Source organism: Clostridium sp. YIM B02569, from assembly GCF_022320765.1.
Classification (GTDB): Bacteria; Bacillota; Clostridia; order Clostridiales; family Clostridiaceae; genus Clostridium; species Clostridium beijerinckii.
In genome coordinates this window covers 135,999-152,648 of the sequence record NZ_JAKJJX010000014.1, presented here as the reverse complement: position 1 = coordinate 152,648, position 16,650 = coordinate 135,999, and the positions used below count along the sequence as shown (strand labels likewise).

Sequence of the window (16,650 nt, the reverse complement as noted above, 5' to 3'; positions counted from 1 at the left end):
GCCACGCTCTTTCTTTATACCATTTTTTACAGGTCAATATCCTTATAACCATTGGTATCACTGGCTCTCAAAATCAAAAAATTCTATACTTTCCTAGACAATAAAAAAAGTGTCCCTATATTTAGAAACACTTCCTTTTAGATATTATAATAATTGAATATTCTCTTTATAAATTTAAGTATTACTGATCTCTAAACAAGCTTGTCTAACTCAATCTGAATTAGTTACTTCTTGGATTTAATTATTAGAATTGCGATTATCAATTATTTTAACACTTATTTAGATTAGTTAAACATTTTCATTTCTCTTTAATTGTCGGATTTTCCAAATACCGTAACCTTAACAGTTTTCCTACCCCAATTATCACATTCACTATCGCTATCAAAATAAACATCAATAGAATTGCCTTTTATAGCACTTCCACTATCTGCAGCTATTGCATATCCATAACCTTCTATATATAAATATGTTCCAAAAGGAATTACGCTTGGATCCACCGCTACTGTACTTATCCCACTTGCATTTCTCTTTGCTATTTTTCCGCTTGCTGTCACACTTCCTGACTCCGCTGTGTACGCTGTTGTTGAGCAGATTATATCTTTATTTTGTGTCGTAGCTGCTTTAGCTAAATTAGCTGAAAAAGCAGTTCCAATACCTAAATAAATACTCAAAGCTACAGAAAAAACGATTGATTTTTTTGCAACTTTTATCCATTGATAACTTTTTGACATCAAATCTCTCCTTTTCAATTTCCAGAATACGTTTTTTATTATACCATAAATTTCATTAGTTGTTAAGTGTAAACGTATAAATTTTATGTCTTTTTTATTACTTTTTAAATTTTTTATATGATTTTTTATTAAAATTAGTTTTAGTTTTACATAATAATTCTAATATTTTTATTATCTTAAATACATAAGCCCAATGATTTATGTATATTTCACAAAATGAAAAAAGGGCTATATTATGTCTCGCCCTTTTTTAGGTATTTTTTATTTTATTAAAAATTTATTAATATTATTATTTAAAATTAAGTTCCACAATAAGTTCGATACGAGCCGCAAGATTTTTGAGGCAATTTTTCATATTCAGATTGATTATCTGAATATGCATAAGGATTAGATAAAACATGTAATAGTTTATTCATAACAGTATAATCGCCTTCTTCAGCAGCCGCCAATGCTTCCTCAACTCTATAATTACGTGGTATCACATAAGGATTTGAATTTTTCATCAACATATTTGAAGACTCTTTAGATTCCTTCTGTCTATTTAATCTTGCATTCCATAATTCATGCCATTTATCAAATTCTTTAGACTTAAATAACTCCATATCAGAATACTTATCTAAAGTTAAAGCACTAAATGTATTAGTATAATCTGCCTTATATTTATACATAATACTTAGCAAATTTTCAATAAGAGCTTCATCTTGTGATTCTTTATTGAATATTCCGAGTTTTGATATCATTCCTCTAAGCCAATTATCGTGATATAAATCCGCAAACTTTGAAAGTTCATTTTGTGCAATTTCTACTGATTTTTCATGATTGTTATGAAGTAATGGCAACAAAGTTTCAGCAAATCTAGCTAAATTCCATTCAGCTATAGGTGGTTGATTTCCATATGAATATCTTCCTTCTCTATCAATAGAACTAAATACTGTTTCCAGATCATATGTATCCATAAAGGCACAAGGTCCATAATCTATAGTCTCTCCACTAATAGCCATGTTGTCAGTATTCATAACTCCATGAATAAAACCGACTAATTGCCATTTTGATATCAATGAAGCTTGCCGTTTAATAACTTCTTGGAGTAAAAAAATATAAGGATTCTCTAAGTTATCAATATCAGAAAAATGACGTTTAATAGTATAATCAGCTAGAGCTTTGAGCTCCTCTATAGTTCCCCACTTTGCAGCATACTGAAAGGTAGCAACTCTAATATGGCTTGAAGCTACCCGAGTTAGAATAGCACCTGAGAGCACGTTTTCTCTAATTACAGGTTCTCCAGTTGTCACTACTGCTAGACTCCGAGTTGTTGGAATTCCAAGACCTTGCATTGCTTCACTAATAATATATTCACGCAACATTGGTCCAAGCGCTGCTCTTCCATCACCACCTCTAGAGTACGGTGTTCTGCCTGATCCCTTTAGCTGAATATCAATTTTTTCACCACTTGGCGTAATTTGTTCACCAAGTAATATAGCTCTGCCATCACCTAACATATTAAAATAGCCAAATTGATGTCCTGCATAAGCTTGTGCAATAGGTAAACTGCCTTCTTCTATTTTATTTCCAGCAAAGATTGCTACATTGTCACTATCGTGAAGAAATTCTGCCTTCAGCCCTAATGATTCTGCAAGCGGCTGATTAAGAATAACTAATTTAGGCGCCTTTACAGGTGTTGGATTTTGCTTGCTAAAAAGTGTTTTTGGCAAATCAGCATAAGTATTATCTAATTTCCATCCAGTTTCTGATTTTATTTTTATATCTTGCATTATATCTCTCCTTTCTTCTTTTGTATTTTATTTCTTTTATTTTATAATTAAAAACGATATATAACCAAAAGTATTTTTCTTAATTTCTATCATATTTACATAATTACAGCCCTTTTTATTATCTGCTTATGTCCAATTATTATACTCTTGTAAATAATCACAGCAATAATACTTTTCACTTTTCAAATAATTGCCGAATACTATTTATTCAATATAAATTCAACTTCTACTAATTATCCTAATAATTAATATAGACAGTAAATCTAATTTAATAAATTTACTGTCTAACAAAGATTTATATTATCTAAACGTATTTTTCATCATTTTGCATTTCAAATATTTTTATTATCTCTTATATTTATCTTGTTTAAATTGACATTAAGATTGAGATATAAGACTTCCTGTTACAGAGAATGTTCCATATTTTGTATCAACAGATGCTGACAATAGATTACCATTTAAAATACCTTTAGCAGAATATTTTAACTTGGCCAATAGAATTTTTATTTCTCCAGAAAATTCAAAATTGTTTCCATGAATTCTTCCGTTATTGAATTTGCTTTTAAATCCCATTCCATCAATTGCTCCTGTTAAAGATTCACCATTTATTACAAAAGTAATTCTGCCCTGCTGACTACCAAATGGAGCATTTAATACAACATCATATATTTTTGTCAATTTAGCTGCACCCCTTTTTCTTATCTAGATTGTTTATTATATATTAGAATATGATAATTATTCATTAAATTCTTCTATTAAAATAAAAATTTAATTTTAATTTCCTAAATTTAAATCACAATATACCAAGGCAGCTAATTCTATAAGCAATTCTTTTATAAAAATATTTTACCAATTCTAAATTTAAATAATATTAATTCCATTTAAAATGCAAAAATCTTGAATTGTTTAGATTTCACAAAGCACTTCGCATTATTAATTATTTTAATGCTAATTAAACTCTCATTACTTCAACTACTTTATGAATTCATTATACTTTAAATGAACTCTAAATCCAGTTTCATCAAATTTATATTTAGTGTTTTCAAGGGGTGATTTACCATAAGCCAAATTCATACCGATAGAATAAAGAGCTTCAGCAAGATCGCTAGGTTCTACAACAACAGTTCCCGACATAAAACCTTTTTTTATCAAATCTTTAGCAGTTGGCATGCCGTCAATACCTACAACTGGAATTGTTTTAGATTTACCGCCTTTGTTGTATCCATATTTCTGCAAAGCTTCAACCGCTCCTATTGCCATCGCATCATTATTTGAAACTATTGCTTCAATTTTGTCACCATATTTAAGAAATAATGACTCCACAGCACTTTTGGCACAATCTTCCATCCATTCACATGATGGAGAAGCAAGTTCCTCTGTTTTTATTCCAGCATCATTAAGCGCTAAAATTGAGTATTTTGTCCTTAACGATGTTAGAGGGCTTCCGATTCTACCTTTTAGCATAATATACTGCAATGCATCATCGTGATTTTTATCTATTATCTGCTTATTGGATCTCCATTCATTAACAAGAATACTCCCTTCCATAGTACCTGATTGTTCAAAATCAGCACCGACAACAACAAAACGTTTATATGGTTTAACAAAGTTTATTATTTCTTGTACTGGATCAGGATTCAAAATTATAGGAATATCTTTTTCCATTATTTTGCGCAAAGTACTTTCTACATCTTTTAAATTGGGAGAGATTATACTTATAATAAAAAGATCAAAGTCTTGCGAAAGAGCTTTCTCTATGCTTTCATTTTGTTTAGCCTGATTGTCTTTAGCATCAAAAAACGTAAACTTGACTTTGTCTTCATTTTCTTTTTCAATACGTTCTAAATTTTCTTTAAGAAGAGAAATATACATAGCGCTAGAGTTATCCGAAAATACTGCTATTTTAATAGGGGTATTTCTACTTAAATTAGGGATAGCACATACATTTTTTGTTGAAGTATCTAATGATGTAATTATTAATAAAGCTGAAATTATAAATGTTATTATTTTTTTTAAGATGCTCATTATAGATCCTCCATTTTTTTCGCCGAGTTATAATATTTAAATTTATCATGTGTTTTAATATAAAAAATATTCTTAATTTAAAGTAATTAGGTTATAATTATATAAACTTAAAAAGTGCAGTACCAAAACATATTTTTAGTACCGCACTTTTTTCATTCTACAAACTTATAGTTGCCATTTATTACATTTCAGTTCTAGGAATTCCTCTTACAGGTTTATGTCTTTTCCTATTTTTTGCTGGCATAGATGTATTTGTGGTATTTGACGAATCATTTTCATTATTATTTGTAATAAATTTATAGTTTGTCATTTTTTCTCACCTCATTTTTTAGTTTATACCTTTTCTAATTTTTATATTCATGATCAAAAATGAAATACTATCTAAATATTATTAGAAATATATATCAGAAAATTCAACATTAATGGCATTTATTAACCTGTTATCATATCTTTGTGATATTTTACTTTCTTCATTAACTATCTCCTCTTTAATAGGTAAAGTTATAGTAAACTTACTTCCACATCCGACTTCACTCTCAACTTCTATTTCTCCTTCTAATATAATTACTAACATCTTTACAAGAGCTAATCCAATACCACTACCTTCTGCTAACCTCGAAAGATTATTTTCAACTTGTCCAAATCTATGGAATATTACCTTATGTTTCTCTTTTGGTATGCCAACCCCCGTGTCAGTTACAGATATATCTACTGTTTTATCATTGCTATTTTCTTTAAGCTCAACAGTTATTGAGCCTCCTTCAGGTGTGAATTTTATAGCGTTTGATAATAAATTTAAGATTATACGTTCGTATTTTTCATCATCTATTGAAATATTTTTATTATTAATATTAGTTTTAAAATAAAGGTTAATTCTCTTTTGATCCGCATAAACTTTTATTGATTCTGTAATTAATCTTGTTAAAAACACAATATCCAAATATTTCAAATTCAATTTAAACTGATCCGATTTTAATTTTGTAATATCTAACAAATTATTCACAAGTCTCAATTGTCTAAATGTATTGCGTTTTATGCTTCCAATAAGTTTATTCACTGATTCAGGAATTTCACTAATATACACATGTTCAATCAATTGTATAGCTGAATAAATAACATTTATTGGCGTTTTAAATTCATGTGTGATTAAAGTTATAAATTCATCCTTCATTGCTAAATCTTTTTCAAGAAACTCTCTTTGTCTCTTTTCTGATTCATATAATAATTCTTTTTGTTCAGTTATCTTTAGATTTTGCTTTCTTAGCAATAGTTCACGCTCTATTGCATCAACTACAGTAGTTAATGTCATTAAAAAAAATGGATTATGAAGTATAATCGCAGTCATAATACATATACTTCCTAATAAATTACCATCATCTGAATAATGAAATGGAACTCCATAACATGCACTGTCTTGAAAGCATTTATGATAGTGATTGCTTCCTATTAGTTGTATTGGATGGTTTTGCTTAAGTGTTAAACTAACTACATTTGTACCCATTTCCTCTTCTCGAAATTGTATACCTGGCTTAACTCCAAATTGAGACATTGTTTCCCTAATAGATTTATCTCCAAGAACATCTAGCAAATATCCATCTTCATCTGTAATTGTTATCAATACAGGCGTGCCTTCTAATAATTTTATCATCTTATTACTAAAAAATTTGACAACTTCTAGAATTTCGTCATAGGCATCTCTTTTTTGTCCTAATTCCAATTCAGACATAATATTCTTAGGCATTTTAGGATTATTTGAGTCCAACCCTAACTCAAGACATTTCTTTTTTGATTCTATAATATAACTTGCTTCTTGATCGCATTCGCGTTGAAACATATATTGCTACCCCCTGAAAAAGAAAATCAGTAACTCAATATATACTCATTAAAATAAGATTCCTAACTACTTTACTAATTAAAAAAACTTTATGTATTAATAATATCAAATATGTATTAGTGTTATTAACATAGAAACTTATCTTAAATTAAATGGCATTTTGATTTTAACGAAATAAAATTTTATGAGTTACTATGAAATATAGTAAACAAAAAGAAATTAATATACATACATGTATATTAATTCACTTTTTTACACAATTTTCTTATGTAATTATAACACTAACTCTCTTTAACTGGAATAACAATTTTATAAAAATAGGAAAATGGTCAACTTATCCTTTAAAGATTATATCATATATTGTTGAAGAAGCTTATAAAAAGTACAGCACTAAATTCAAATCTAATACTGTACTCAAAATATGATATCAAATAATATTTACTACATACTCATTTTCTAATCATGGTAATTTAACTTTAAAATTTTAATTAAAGTTATTAAACTTTACATTCCAAATTTTCAGCTAGTTAATGATAAATTATAATATTTTTTCAGACTCGAATGCTTTCCATGGAATATTAACCTTGCCATCTGAATTTATAATCTCATCAATATGAGTTATCATTGGAAAATCACTAAGTTTAACTACTCCTTTTTCTACTAAACAATGCACATACTTCGCAGCACGAGTAGCAATAACTACTGATTCTAATGTAACTCCTTTTAATTGTTCCATAGCTTCCTTAAATGAAAATCCTTGTCCTAATAAAGTTCCTATTCTACGTGTACGTCCACCAAATACAGTTACATATAAGTCGCCGCCAAAATATATAATGTTTTCTTCTCCTCCCCCCACTATTTTCAAAAGGCGTTTAGCTTCCTTTATGCTTTGTCCAAAAAGTGCAGCCTGAGAATTATAATGCTCTTTTCCAGAGCCATCAGCTCCAATAGCTAATCCAATAGCTAGTGATACACCTAAAGCATAAGCATTCTTTAGCGCTACTGCACATTCAACACCTATAATATCTGTAGATAAGCTAATATGATAGTATGATGTTTCAAATAAACTCTTAAACTTTCTAAGTAAATTTATATCATCCCCACAAAATACAACTTCAGAATTATCTTTATCTGCAAGTTCATAACTAGTACATGGTCCGCCAACAGCGCTAATAGATAGTTTTTTATTAGAAGGAAGTTTACTTAAAAAGTAGTGAGGATAATTTATCATTTTGCCATCATTACTAGTAATCATTCCTTTTGTTATTGAAAGAATAGGAATCTCTTCAGGTATAATAGGTAATATATTGTCTGCAAACCAGTCCACCCCAAAGCTGCTGACTCCGCAAATAATAAGCTCTGCTCCATCTATTGCTTCATTTACATCTTCAATTTGATAGTATTCAATTCCTGTTTCAGGTAATTGGCGTTTTAATGTGGAATGAAAACCTGTAGCCTTTGCTGTATTTATGATTTCTCTATCTAATGGTGTACCCACAAGTCTTATCTTATTATTATTTTCGGTTGCTGGAAAAGTTAGTGCAGATGCCATTTGACCTGCTCCAATAATTGTTATAATGCTCATAATATTGCCTCCTAATTTTGAATATTAACTTCTTTTTAATTTTTCAAAACTCATAGAATACAATTACTTTCCATGAATTTTCAATACTTTTTTAACATACAATGACTAGATAAAATTCTTCTAATCATCAAGGTCTTAAATAAAGCTTTCATAAAACTGCATCAGCTCTTCACCAATATATTTAATTGATGAAAATACATAATCTGCAGTTATGTCAGATTCTCTATACATAGCTTCTGATGTCTCACCACTTAATACAAGAACGCTAGTTATTCCTGCATTCACTCCAGTTTTAATGTCAGTGTAAAGTCTATCTCCTACAATTGCCACTTCTTCTTTTTTAAGCCCATACTTTTCAATAATAGCCTCTACTATATATCCATATGGCTTCCCTATAACCACAGGAGAAATACCTGTGGATGATTCAAACATTCTTATCATAGAGCCAGTATCGGGCATATATTTGCTATTTTCAATTGGGCAATTGAAATCTGGATGAGTAGCTATAAATGGTACTCCATCTCTTATATAATCACAAGCTGTCCATATTTTTTCATAAGTTAGTGTAGTGTCAAACCCAAGAACTACATAATCCGGTTTGTCATTTTTGTCCTTAACTAGTATAAAGCCAGCCTTTTCAAATTCTGCCATAAGTGGTTCTGTACCCATGAGATATATCTTGTTACCTATGCAGTTTTTCTTCATATACCATATGGTTGCTTCACCAGATGTGTAAATCTGTTCTTCATCAACATAACAGCCAAATGCTGAAAGTTTTTGCTTATAAGTTGATTTATTTTTCGAAGAGTTATTTGTTAAGAATATAAATTTCTTTTGTTGACTTTTTAAAATGTCTAGAAAGTCTAGAGCTCCATCAATAATTGTATTTCCAAGATAGAAAGTCCCGTCCATATCTAATAGAAAACATTTAATATCTTTTAAATCATTCATTTTTACCTCCACATTAAAACATATAATTGTCTTATATGTTGTTGGATTTAGGCACATGAAAGAAAATAACGAGTCCAAAATGCCAAGCCTATTTTTGATTGGTCTCATAGCAAGTCTATTAGGTAATCTGCTGAAGAAGCATGATGGAAAATAGGCTTGGCAGATGAATTTGTTATTTTTTTGATTGTGCCTTATACAATTTATCAGCAATTAAATTAGCAATTTCATCTGTTAATCCAAGATTATCGATTAAATGCACAACGCCATATCTTGTTCTTATGTCCTTTGCAGCAATAAAAGTCTTAATAAATAAATTCTTATCTATTCCAATCTCTTCTGGATGCCATACACATCCACCATCCTGTAGTATTTTCTTTACTTTCTCAGAACTTGGAACTAGAGTATGTCCAATATCAAGAATTTCTTTCCAGTTTGCTGCTATCTTTTCTGCATTTTCTTGTCTCCTATCAGGATCCAATTCAATTGCATCCTTTTTATAGTTAATTACATTAACTGCCACTTTACCAAATACGCTTTCAATATTTTGTCTCCATTTATTCATATCGTAGTATCTGAAGCTTTTCTTAGCCATAACACTTTCTATATCTATATCCTTTAATGCTTCAAATAACATAGCCATTACAACTGTACCTACTCCAACAAAATTTCCATGTACCCATTTTTCTTCACTATTTCTTGTATGAAACATTATTTCCCATCCATGAGCAATATGATGCTCAGAACCTGATGCAGGTCTTGAAGAACCTGACATTCCTATAGTTATTCCCGACAATACTAGCGCATCTGTTATATTTTTTACTACTTCATCATCCCTTTCTGGAATCCTTGGTGCAGCAGCAACACACTTATTTACTGTAGATTGAACCATATCCGCAATAGTCTTACAATAATACTCCCCTGTTAAGAGGTTTGTAATTGACCAGTCTGCGAGAGCAGTATATTTACCTAATACGTCCCCAAGTCCTGAACAAAGTAAATACATTGGAGCATTCTTCATAATGTCAATATCCGCATATATTCCATAAGCATAGGCTGCTTTATGAGATTCTTTGAATCCATCTGTAATTAAAGGCGATACTACAGATGCATATCCATCCATAGATGGTGCAGTACATACTATGGCATAATGCACATGTGCTCTGTAAGCGACATACCTGCAAATGTCATTTATAACGCCTGAGCCTACACCAAGTATAAGTTCTGTATCATCTTCTATTTCTATTAAAACTCTTCCAAGAGCATATACATCAGGCAATAAGTGTTCCTGTGGAAACACATATTTCTTTAATAAAAAATCATTATTTAATGTTTCTTCAACTCTTTTTCCTGCTATATCATATGTGTGGACATCCTGTATAATTAATATTTTTTTATTCCTAAACTCTTTTAGGAATTCTGGAAGCCGTTCTATTATATTACTTCCTATTTTTACAGAATTAATTTCTACACTGTGCCTTTTTCCACATTCACACTTAAAATCCATTCCAATAAGTTCTTCTACTTTTAAATTTGTTACTTCCACTATAACCATCATCCTTTCTTTGTAAATAGCCAATGGTATTAAAGAGTACTAATAAGCACTCTTTAACAAATTAGGTTATTTAATCTTATCTGATGTCTAGCCACTGTAACACTCCCATCTTCTATTAAAGTGAGAGATAACAGTGGCACGACCCTAGATAACTTCAACTAACCTTCAGTGAAGGTTAAAACTCCCTCTGAAGCTAAGTTTCACTTTATAGACTTCCTGTGAATAATTGGAATATCTTAATTACTATCCAGTTTAAGAAATTTCCTCCCATATCTAAACTTGAAATAGTTGATGTTCCTGCCGGCATTGTAAATTGAGCCATTTGAGCCATTTGAGTATGGAATCCCGAAATATTTGTTGCCATTAGTAATCCTAATGCCATAACAATTGTACCTGATATAACTGAGTGAACTATATTACCTTTTGCTGCACCAACTATAAAGGCAACATAAAAACATATTGTAGCTAAATCTCCAAAAGGTAGAACTTGATTTCCAGGTAATATTACTGCTAAGAATAATGTAATAGGAACTAATACAAGTGCTGTTGCAATAACTGCTGGATGTCCAACAGCTACTGCTGCATCCAAACCAATTGTAAGATTTCTATCTTTCCCAAAATTTTTCTTTTGTAAGAATTCTCTAACTGATTCTGAAACAGGAATTAAACCTTCCATAAGTATTCTAACCATTCTAGGCATTAAGAACATGACACCAGCCATTGAAATACCTATTTGCAAGATTTTATCTACACCATAGCCAGCAAGAATTCCAAGTACAATACCAAGAATAAGTCCCATCATCATAGGTTCTCCAAAAACGCCGAATCTTTTTTGAATAGTTTCTGGGTCTGCTTTTAAATTTTTTATGCCTGGAATTCTTTTTACTACACTAACAATAGGAATTCCTATAAGACCACAAGCTGCAGTTGAACCGGTTGGCAATGATACTCCCTCAAGTCCAAAGAATTCTTGAACCATTGGAGCTGTCTTATCTGCAATTTTAATAACAGCAACCTCGTATAAAATACCAGCCAAAATAGCAAGTAACCAGTTACCATTAGTTAATACGTATACACTTGCACCAGCTGCAGTAAAGTGCCAATAATTCCATATATCAATATCAACTACATTTGTTGTCTTTGTAGCTAACATTACTAAATTTACTAGCATAGCTATTGGAATCATTATTGCTGCTATAGGAGATGCCCAGCTTATTGCAGCTGCTGCTGGCCAGCCTACATCTATTATGCTTAGCTGTAATCCATATCTAGTAACCATTTGTTGTGCTGCGCCACCAAGATTTGTTGTAAGCAATCCAACAACCAAATTTATACCAACAAAGCCGATACCAATTGTAATACCTGATCTAAATGCTTTTTTAAATCCTTGTCCAAATATAATACCAATGATAGTAATTGTTAATGGCAGCATAACAGTTGGTCCTAAGTTCAAAATGTATTGCACTACATTTAATAACATTTTCTTTCCCCCTATATTATCAAATTTTATTTACTTTTATAAATTCTCAATTAAGTGTTCATATCATAAATTTGTATATATGATTTAGTTTTTGAACAAAAAATACTATTAATTAAGATGTGTTGTCCTAAGCTTCAAATACATAATTTTATGTGCTATAATAATTAGTAGTCCAATTAAATTTTTTATATAGGTCCACCTTTAAAGTGGCCTATCTTTTTTTATTTCAAAGCATCTATAATTCCTTGGTCAACTTTTCCTGGATTAATGTTAGTTAGATAGTTCATAGCATTAATTACAGGGAATTTATAATTTCGTGATGAAATTGTAGTTGTTACTAAAAGATCTGCTTGATCTTCATAACCTACCACCTCTGAAATCTTGCATTGTATAATTCTCGCATTAATCCCATTAGTTTTAATCAAGTCTTCCACCTTTTTACATACAACTGTTGAAGTTGCAATTCCTGTACCACAAGCTACTAATATTAATTTTTGTTTGTCCATTTTTTTGCCTCCTTAAAATAAAATCATATAATTTAAATAATTGCTCATTAATTATTCGCAATTACAATTAAAGCTTGAAACGATATCATACACCTCGTCGCTATTTTTTGCTTGAAGCATATTTTCGAGAATGCTTTCATTCTGGATTAAAAACATTAATTGCTGTAACATTACTATCTGACTATGAGGTTCATTTAAAGCCATAGTAAATACTATATTAACATCTACACTTCCATTTCCATCCATGCTATTAAATTTCACTGGATTTTTTAGTGTTGCAATGGCTATTGCTGGTTTCTTAACATGTATGGCATCTGTATGGGGTATTGCAACATTGTATTTTCCAAGTAATAAACCTGTAGGAAATTTACTTTCTCTATTTACTAACCCATTAAAAAAGGAATCTTCTACAAATCCTGCTTCTAATAATATTGGAGACATCTTCTTAAATACATCCTCTGCTGATCTAGCTTCAAGATTATTTACTACTAAATCTCTTCTTAAAAATTCTTTAATACTTCTAGTCATTTAACTTCCTCCTTTTTTGTAAGTATTTTATACGTTTTCATCCATGATTACATCTTCATAATATTTACAAAGCAATTATCATGCCAAAACTATGTTGAAAAGGTAATAATATATATTTTTAAACCCAACTTTAAATTTAGCTTCAAGGTTATTTAACGCTAAATTTCTTCTCAATAGTTTCTAAATGCTTCAAGTCATTAAACTACCTCCTTTTTTGTATAAAATTTCTTTAATATTTCTAGTAATCATACTTCTTCTTCACTTGATGTTGTTTCTTTATACTTTTTTATATTTGATTACATCTTCACAATATTTCTAAAGCAATCGCCGTGCCAAAACTATGCTGAAAAGGTAATATATATTTAAAAATATAAAGTTACAAGATAAAATTTTTACTTTTTACCTTGTAACTTAAAATAGTTATTAGATTTTTAATAATATGTCTGAAATCTCTTTTGGAGAATTTGATTTTCTTAATTTATTAGCTACTTCTGTCTTTGATAAGGTATCAAATAATTGTCTAACCACTTTTCCATCATTTTCTTTAAGTGCCAACATAATCACAACGTCTACCATACAATTATAATCCCATAAAATAGGATTATTAAGTTTAAAAATAGCTATAGATGATTTTTCAACGAATTCTGATAGGCCATGAGGTATTCCAAATGTTCCTTCAAACAAGGTTCCTCCAAGCATTTCTCGCTTATACACACTCATTGTAAAATTCTCACTAACTCTTCCTTTTGATATAAGAAGACTACACATCTCATCTATTAAATCACTTTTGGTAAAGCTATCATTATTAACTTTTATTAATTCCTCATCAATTACATTTATTAAAGGATTAAACTGTTTCTTATTTATTCCAAGGAATTCTTTTAATCTTAATTTACCTGATTCTTTTAAAATATCCTGAAAAGATATAAATGGAATACTTTCTAATTCAGGATCTATAGTTCCGACTATTGCAGCTATATCATGATCTCTACTAATTTTAATTATTTCATTTTGAGCATTATCTTTATTTATAATTCCAACTGATATAATTCTTAAGTTCTTATTTGTATTTCCTAGTACTACATCTTCAAGATACTTTTTTATTTTTAACGCGGTCCCTTCACCTGTTATACATATTGTAATTATAGTTTTAGTATATTTATTCGCCCCTTTAACTTTCCCAACGTAAGCCTTGTCTCCATCAAGAGCTTTAGAAATTTCGTATAAGTTACTATTCTCCATTAATGATCTTCTAACTGCTTCTAATACCATTACAGTATCTACCCTACCAATAACTCGAGTTGGAATTCCTGTTTCTTTTGTTATTATTTCCCCAAATGTAACCAGTGATCCCATATCAACCAATATCAAGCATCCTTTACCTTCATTAACTCTTTTAACCACTTCTATAGCTCTTTCAAGTAAAGTTTGAGGATTTTCATCTAGTGACATTTCAATTCCAACTGCAAGATTTGTACCTAATAGTTTATTTGCTACATCGACCATACCACAAGCAACATGTCCATGGCTTAATACAATAACAGCCACTCTACTTACATTTTTATCCACCTCAGAAAACGTTTTTAGGTACATGGCAATAAAGCCTATTTCGTCTTCTGGAAGTTCAATATCTAAGCTATTATTTATTTCTTTAGTTAATATTTTTGCAATTCTGTATTCATTGTAATATTCCTTCTTTATATAATCTGATTCAGGATTCCTTACTATTCTTCCCTGTTTTAGTCGTTCATAAGTTGAATTCAAATGCATTGCTACACAATAATAAAAATTTTCCTGGATATTTTCTATATATTGTTTTGCAATATCAGTTACTTTTTCAACCACATTTAATATTTTTTCATCTATTATATTTTTTAGTTCTTCCTTTGGAAAAAACATATTTGATTCTATATTTTTTGCAAACTTACTTAAATTGAATTCCACTTTGCTCCACAATATTTTATTAATTTCATCTTTACTTAACCCCTGCTTTTCAAGTTTATAATACTTTTCCTCTATATTACTATATATTCCATCAGGTAACATATATCTATCATCTTTGGATTTCTGTGTCACAACATCATTAGGATTAACAACCAAATCTTCATTAAAAATATCTTCTGACACTAGTTCTCTATCCTTAACACTTAATATTTCTAGAGGAACATGCTTAGGCAAATCTTTTATATCAATAGCAACTTCATTTGAATTATTACTTAAGGAATTACAAAAACCTCTTGCACATGCAACTTGTATATCACTTCGCAGCTGTCCTATGTTCCCTGGACAATTGTATAATAGTAACGATCTAATGACTTCATATCGTATGGTAATTTCCTTTCCAACTCTAGCTGATTCTTGTGAAAAAAAACTTTTAATCAAAACATATTTTTCATTAACGGGCCTGTTGTTAATAGACGGAAGTTCAATTATCATTGGAATTCTTCTTCTGAATGTTAGTAGCAAGGATGATTTTGGATCTTCTGTTGTTGCTGCAATTATCATTACATTTGCTGTCCTACTATTTTCAGTTTCGCCAAGCCTTCTGTACTTTCCCTTATCCAACAGATAAAACAATATTTCCTGACCTTCGCTTGGTAATCTATGGACTTCATCTAAGAATAGTATCCCATTGTTTGCTTTCTCCACTAATCCAACTTTATCCGTGATGGCGCCAGTAAAAGCACCTTTACTGTAACCAAACAATTGAGAAAGAAGTAATTGTGGATTATCTACATAATCAGCACAGTTAAAAAGTACAAATGGTGCATTCTTATCAAAATGCGAAGAACTAATAGCAAAATTATACATAGCCTCTGCAAAAAAACTTTTTCCAACACCAGAAGCTCCAAGTAAAAGAGTATGGAGCCCATGAGGTGGATATAACACTGCTGCTTCTGCTTGACTAATTGCATTTTTTAACGAGCCGTGATATCCTATAATATTTCTTAAATAATTAGTGTTACTTTTATCGCCCTTATTTGAATTATCTATATTGGAGCTATTATTAATTTCAGTCCCATCTTTATCAACTACTGATTTAACTGTTATAAAATTTTTCGGTTGATCTTTATTTAAATTTGATTTTTCAGCAGCATTCTGCGGAAAAACTTCTGAAATTATACTTTTTTTAATCTGCGATACTGAATATCTAGAAATATCATATCCAAGAATAGATAGTCTTTTGCATAACTGCCTATCTGAAATATCTTTATCTTCAATAATTATTTCTTTTATATCACTATATAGAATTGCTTCTTTTCTTTGGCGAGAATTATTTATATTTTTTTCTGTTCTAAATTGAGTTATATATTCTCTAGTCGTATTTACTAATTTAGCAATATCACTGTCGGTTAATGGCTTTCTTTTATCCTCATTTTCAATTAAATCGAGTATTTTATTTTCCAGCAAAATTCTCCCCCCAGTATTAGTGTAATTATATATGTTACAAAAATAATTCTTCATCATAATTCTAAAAATATTTCAAGAATTTTAGCCATAATTGTGAATTGTGCATTGCAACATATATATTATTTAAAACTCTATGAATAATCGTTAGTAACAATTATATTATAAATCATTTTACTACTTTTTCCATATATTTAGGTTTACTTATTTTGCCATAATACATTAAATTTACAAAAATATTCCGACTTAAATGCAGTATTGTTAAAAAAGCTCTGCTT

Annotated in this window: 13 protein-coding genes; all 13 read right to left on the bottom strand. The window is 29.9% G+C overall.

Features of this window, described 5'->3' with window-relative positions:
• Nucleotides 1-308: 308 nt before the first annotated feature.
• The 13 genes from L3B96_RS14300 to L3B96_RS14245 all read right to left on the bottom strand — a co-directional run bounded on the left by L3B96_RS14300 (nt 309) and on the right by L3B96_RS14245 (nt 16,375).
• The gene (locus tag L3B96_RS14300) at nt 309-731 is read right to left on the bottom strand and encodes a 3D domain-containing protein (RefSeq protein ID WP_041897086.1); all 423 of its coding nucleotides are present in this window, start codon (nt 729-731) and stop codon (nt 309-311) included.
• 299 nt (nt 732-1,030) lie between these two features.
• Nucleotides 1,031-2,503: a YdiU family protein gene (locus L3B96_RS14295; RefSeq protein WP_238861513.1), complete on the bottom strand. Its 1,473-nt coding sequence runs from the start codon at nt 2,501-2,503 to the stop codon at nt 1,031-1,033.
• Nucleotides 2,504-2,881: 378 nt separating this feature from the next.
• On the bottom strand, nt 2,882-3,181 hold the full coding sequence (locus tag L3B96_RS14290) for a hypothetical protein (RefSeq protein ID WP_012058718.1): 300 nt from the start codon (nt 3,179-3,181) through the stop codon (nt 2,882-2,884).
• A 294-nt stretch (nt 3,182-3,475) separates the two neighbouring features.
• On the bottom strand, nt 3,476-4,528 hold the full coding sequence (locus L3B96_RS14285) for a galactose ABC transporter substrate-binding protein (RefSeq protein WP_238861511.1): 1,053 nt from the start codon (nt 4,526-4,528) through the stop codon (nt 3,476-3,478).
• 181 nt (nt 4,529-4,709) lie between these two features.
• On the bottom strand, nt 4,710-4,838 hold the full coding sequence (locus L3B96_RS27280) for a hypothetical protein (RefSeq protein WP_017211662.1): 129 nt from the start codon (nt 4,836-4,838) through the stop codon (nt 4,710-4,712).
• Between the two features lie 81 nt (nt 4,839-4,919).
• Entirely contained in the window at nt 4,920-6,362 is a 1,443-nt protein-coding gene (locus tag L3B96_RS14280) for an ATP-binding protein (protein ID WP_238861510.1), read from the bottom strand.
• A gap of 538 nt (nt 6,363-6,900) precedes the next feature.
• Nucleotides 6,901-7,947, bottom strand: a complete 1,047-nt coding sequence (locus L3B96_RS14275) for a glycerol-3-phosphate dehydrogenase (protein ID WP_238861509.1) — start codon at nt 7,945-7,947, stop codon at nt 6,901-6,903.
• A gap of 135 nt (nt 7,948-8,082) precedes the next feature.
• Complete coding sequence (locus L3B96_RS14270; RefSeq protein ID WP_238861508.1) at nt 8,083-8,898, bottom strand: HAD-IIA family hydrolase; 816 nt, start codon at nt 8,896-8,898, stop codon at nt 8,083-8,085.
• A 172-nt stretch (nt 8,899-9,070) separates the two neighbouring features.
• Nucleotides 9,071-10,450: a sn-glycerol-1-phosphate dehydrogenase gene (locus L3B96_RS14265; RefSeq protein WP_238861519.1), complete on the bottom strand. Its 1,380-nt coding sequence runs from the start codon at nt 10,448-10,450 to the stop codon at nt 9,071-9,073.
• A gap of 205 nt (nt 10,451-10,655) precedes the next feature.
• Complete coding sequence (locus L3B96_RS14260; RefSeq protein ID WP_012058712.1) at nt 10,656-11,930, bottom strand: PTS galactitol transporter subunit IIC; 1,275 nt, start codon at nt 11,928-11,930, stop codon at nt 10,656-10,658.
• A gap of 221 nt (nt 11,931-12,151) precedes the next feature.
• Nucleotides 12,152-12,436 carry a PTS sugar transporter subunit IIB gene (locus L3B96_RS14255; protein WP_077841045.1) on the bottom strand — a complete coding sequence of 95 codons (285 nt, stop codon included), beginning with the start codon at nt 12,434-12,436 and terminating at the stop codon, nt 12,152-12,154.
• A 51-nt stretch (nt 12,437-12,487) separates the two neighbouring features.
• Nucleotides 12,488-12,964 (bottom strand): PTS sugar transporter subunit IIA, encoded by a 477-nt coding sequence (locus L3B96_RS14250; protein WP_012058710.1) that lies wholly within the window; start codon nt 12,962-12,964, stop codon nt 12,488-12,490.
• 423 nt (nt 12,965-13,387) lie between these two features.
• Entirely contained in the window at nt 13,388-16,375 is a 2,988-nt protein-coding gene (locus L3B96_RS14245; RefSeq protein ID WP_238861507.1) for a sigma 54-interacting transcriptional regulator, read from the bottom strand.
• Nucleotides 16,376-16,650: the final 275 nt, after the last annotated feature.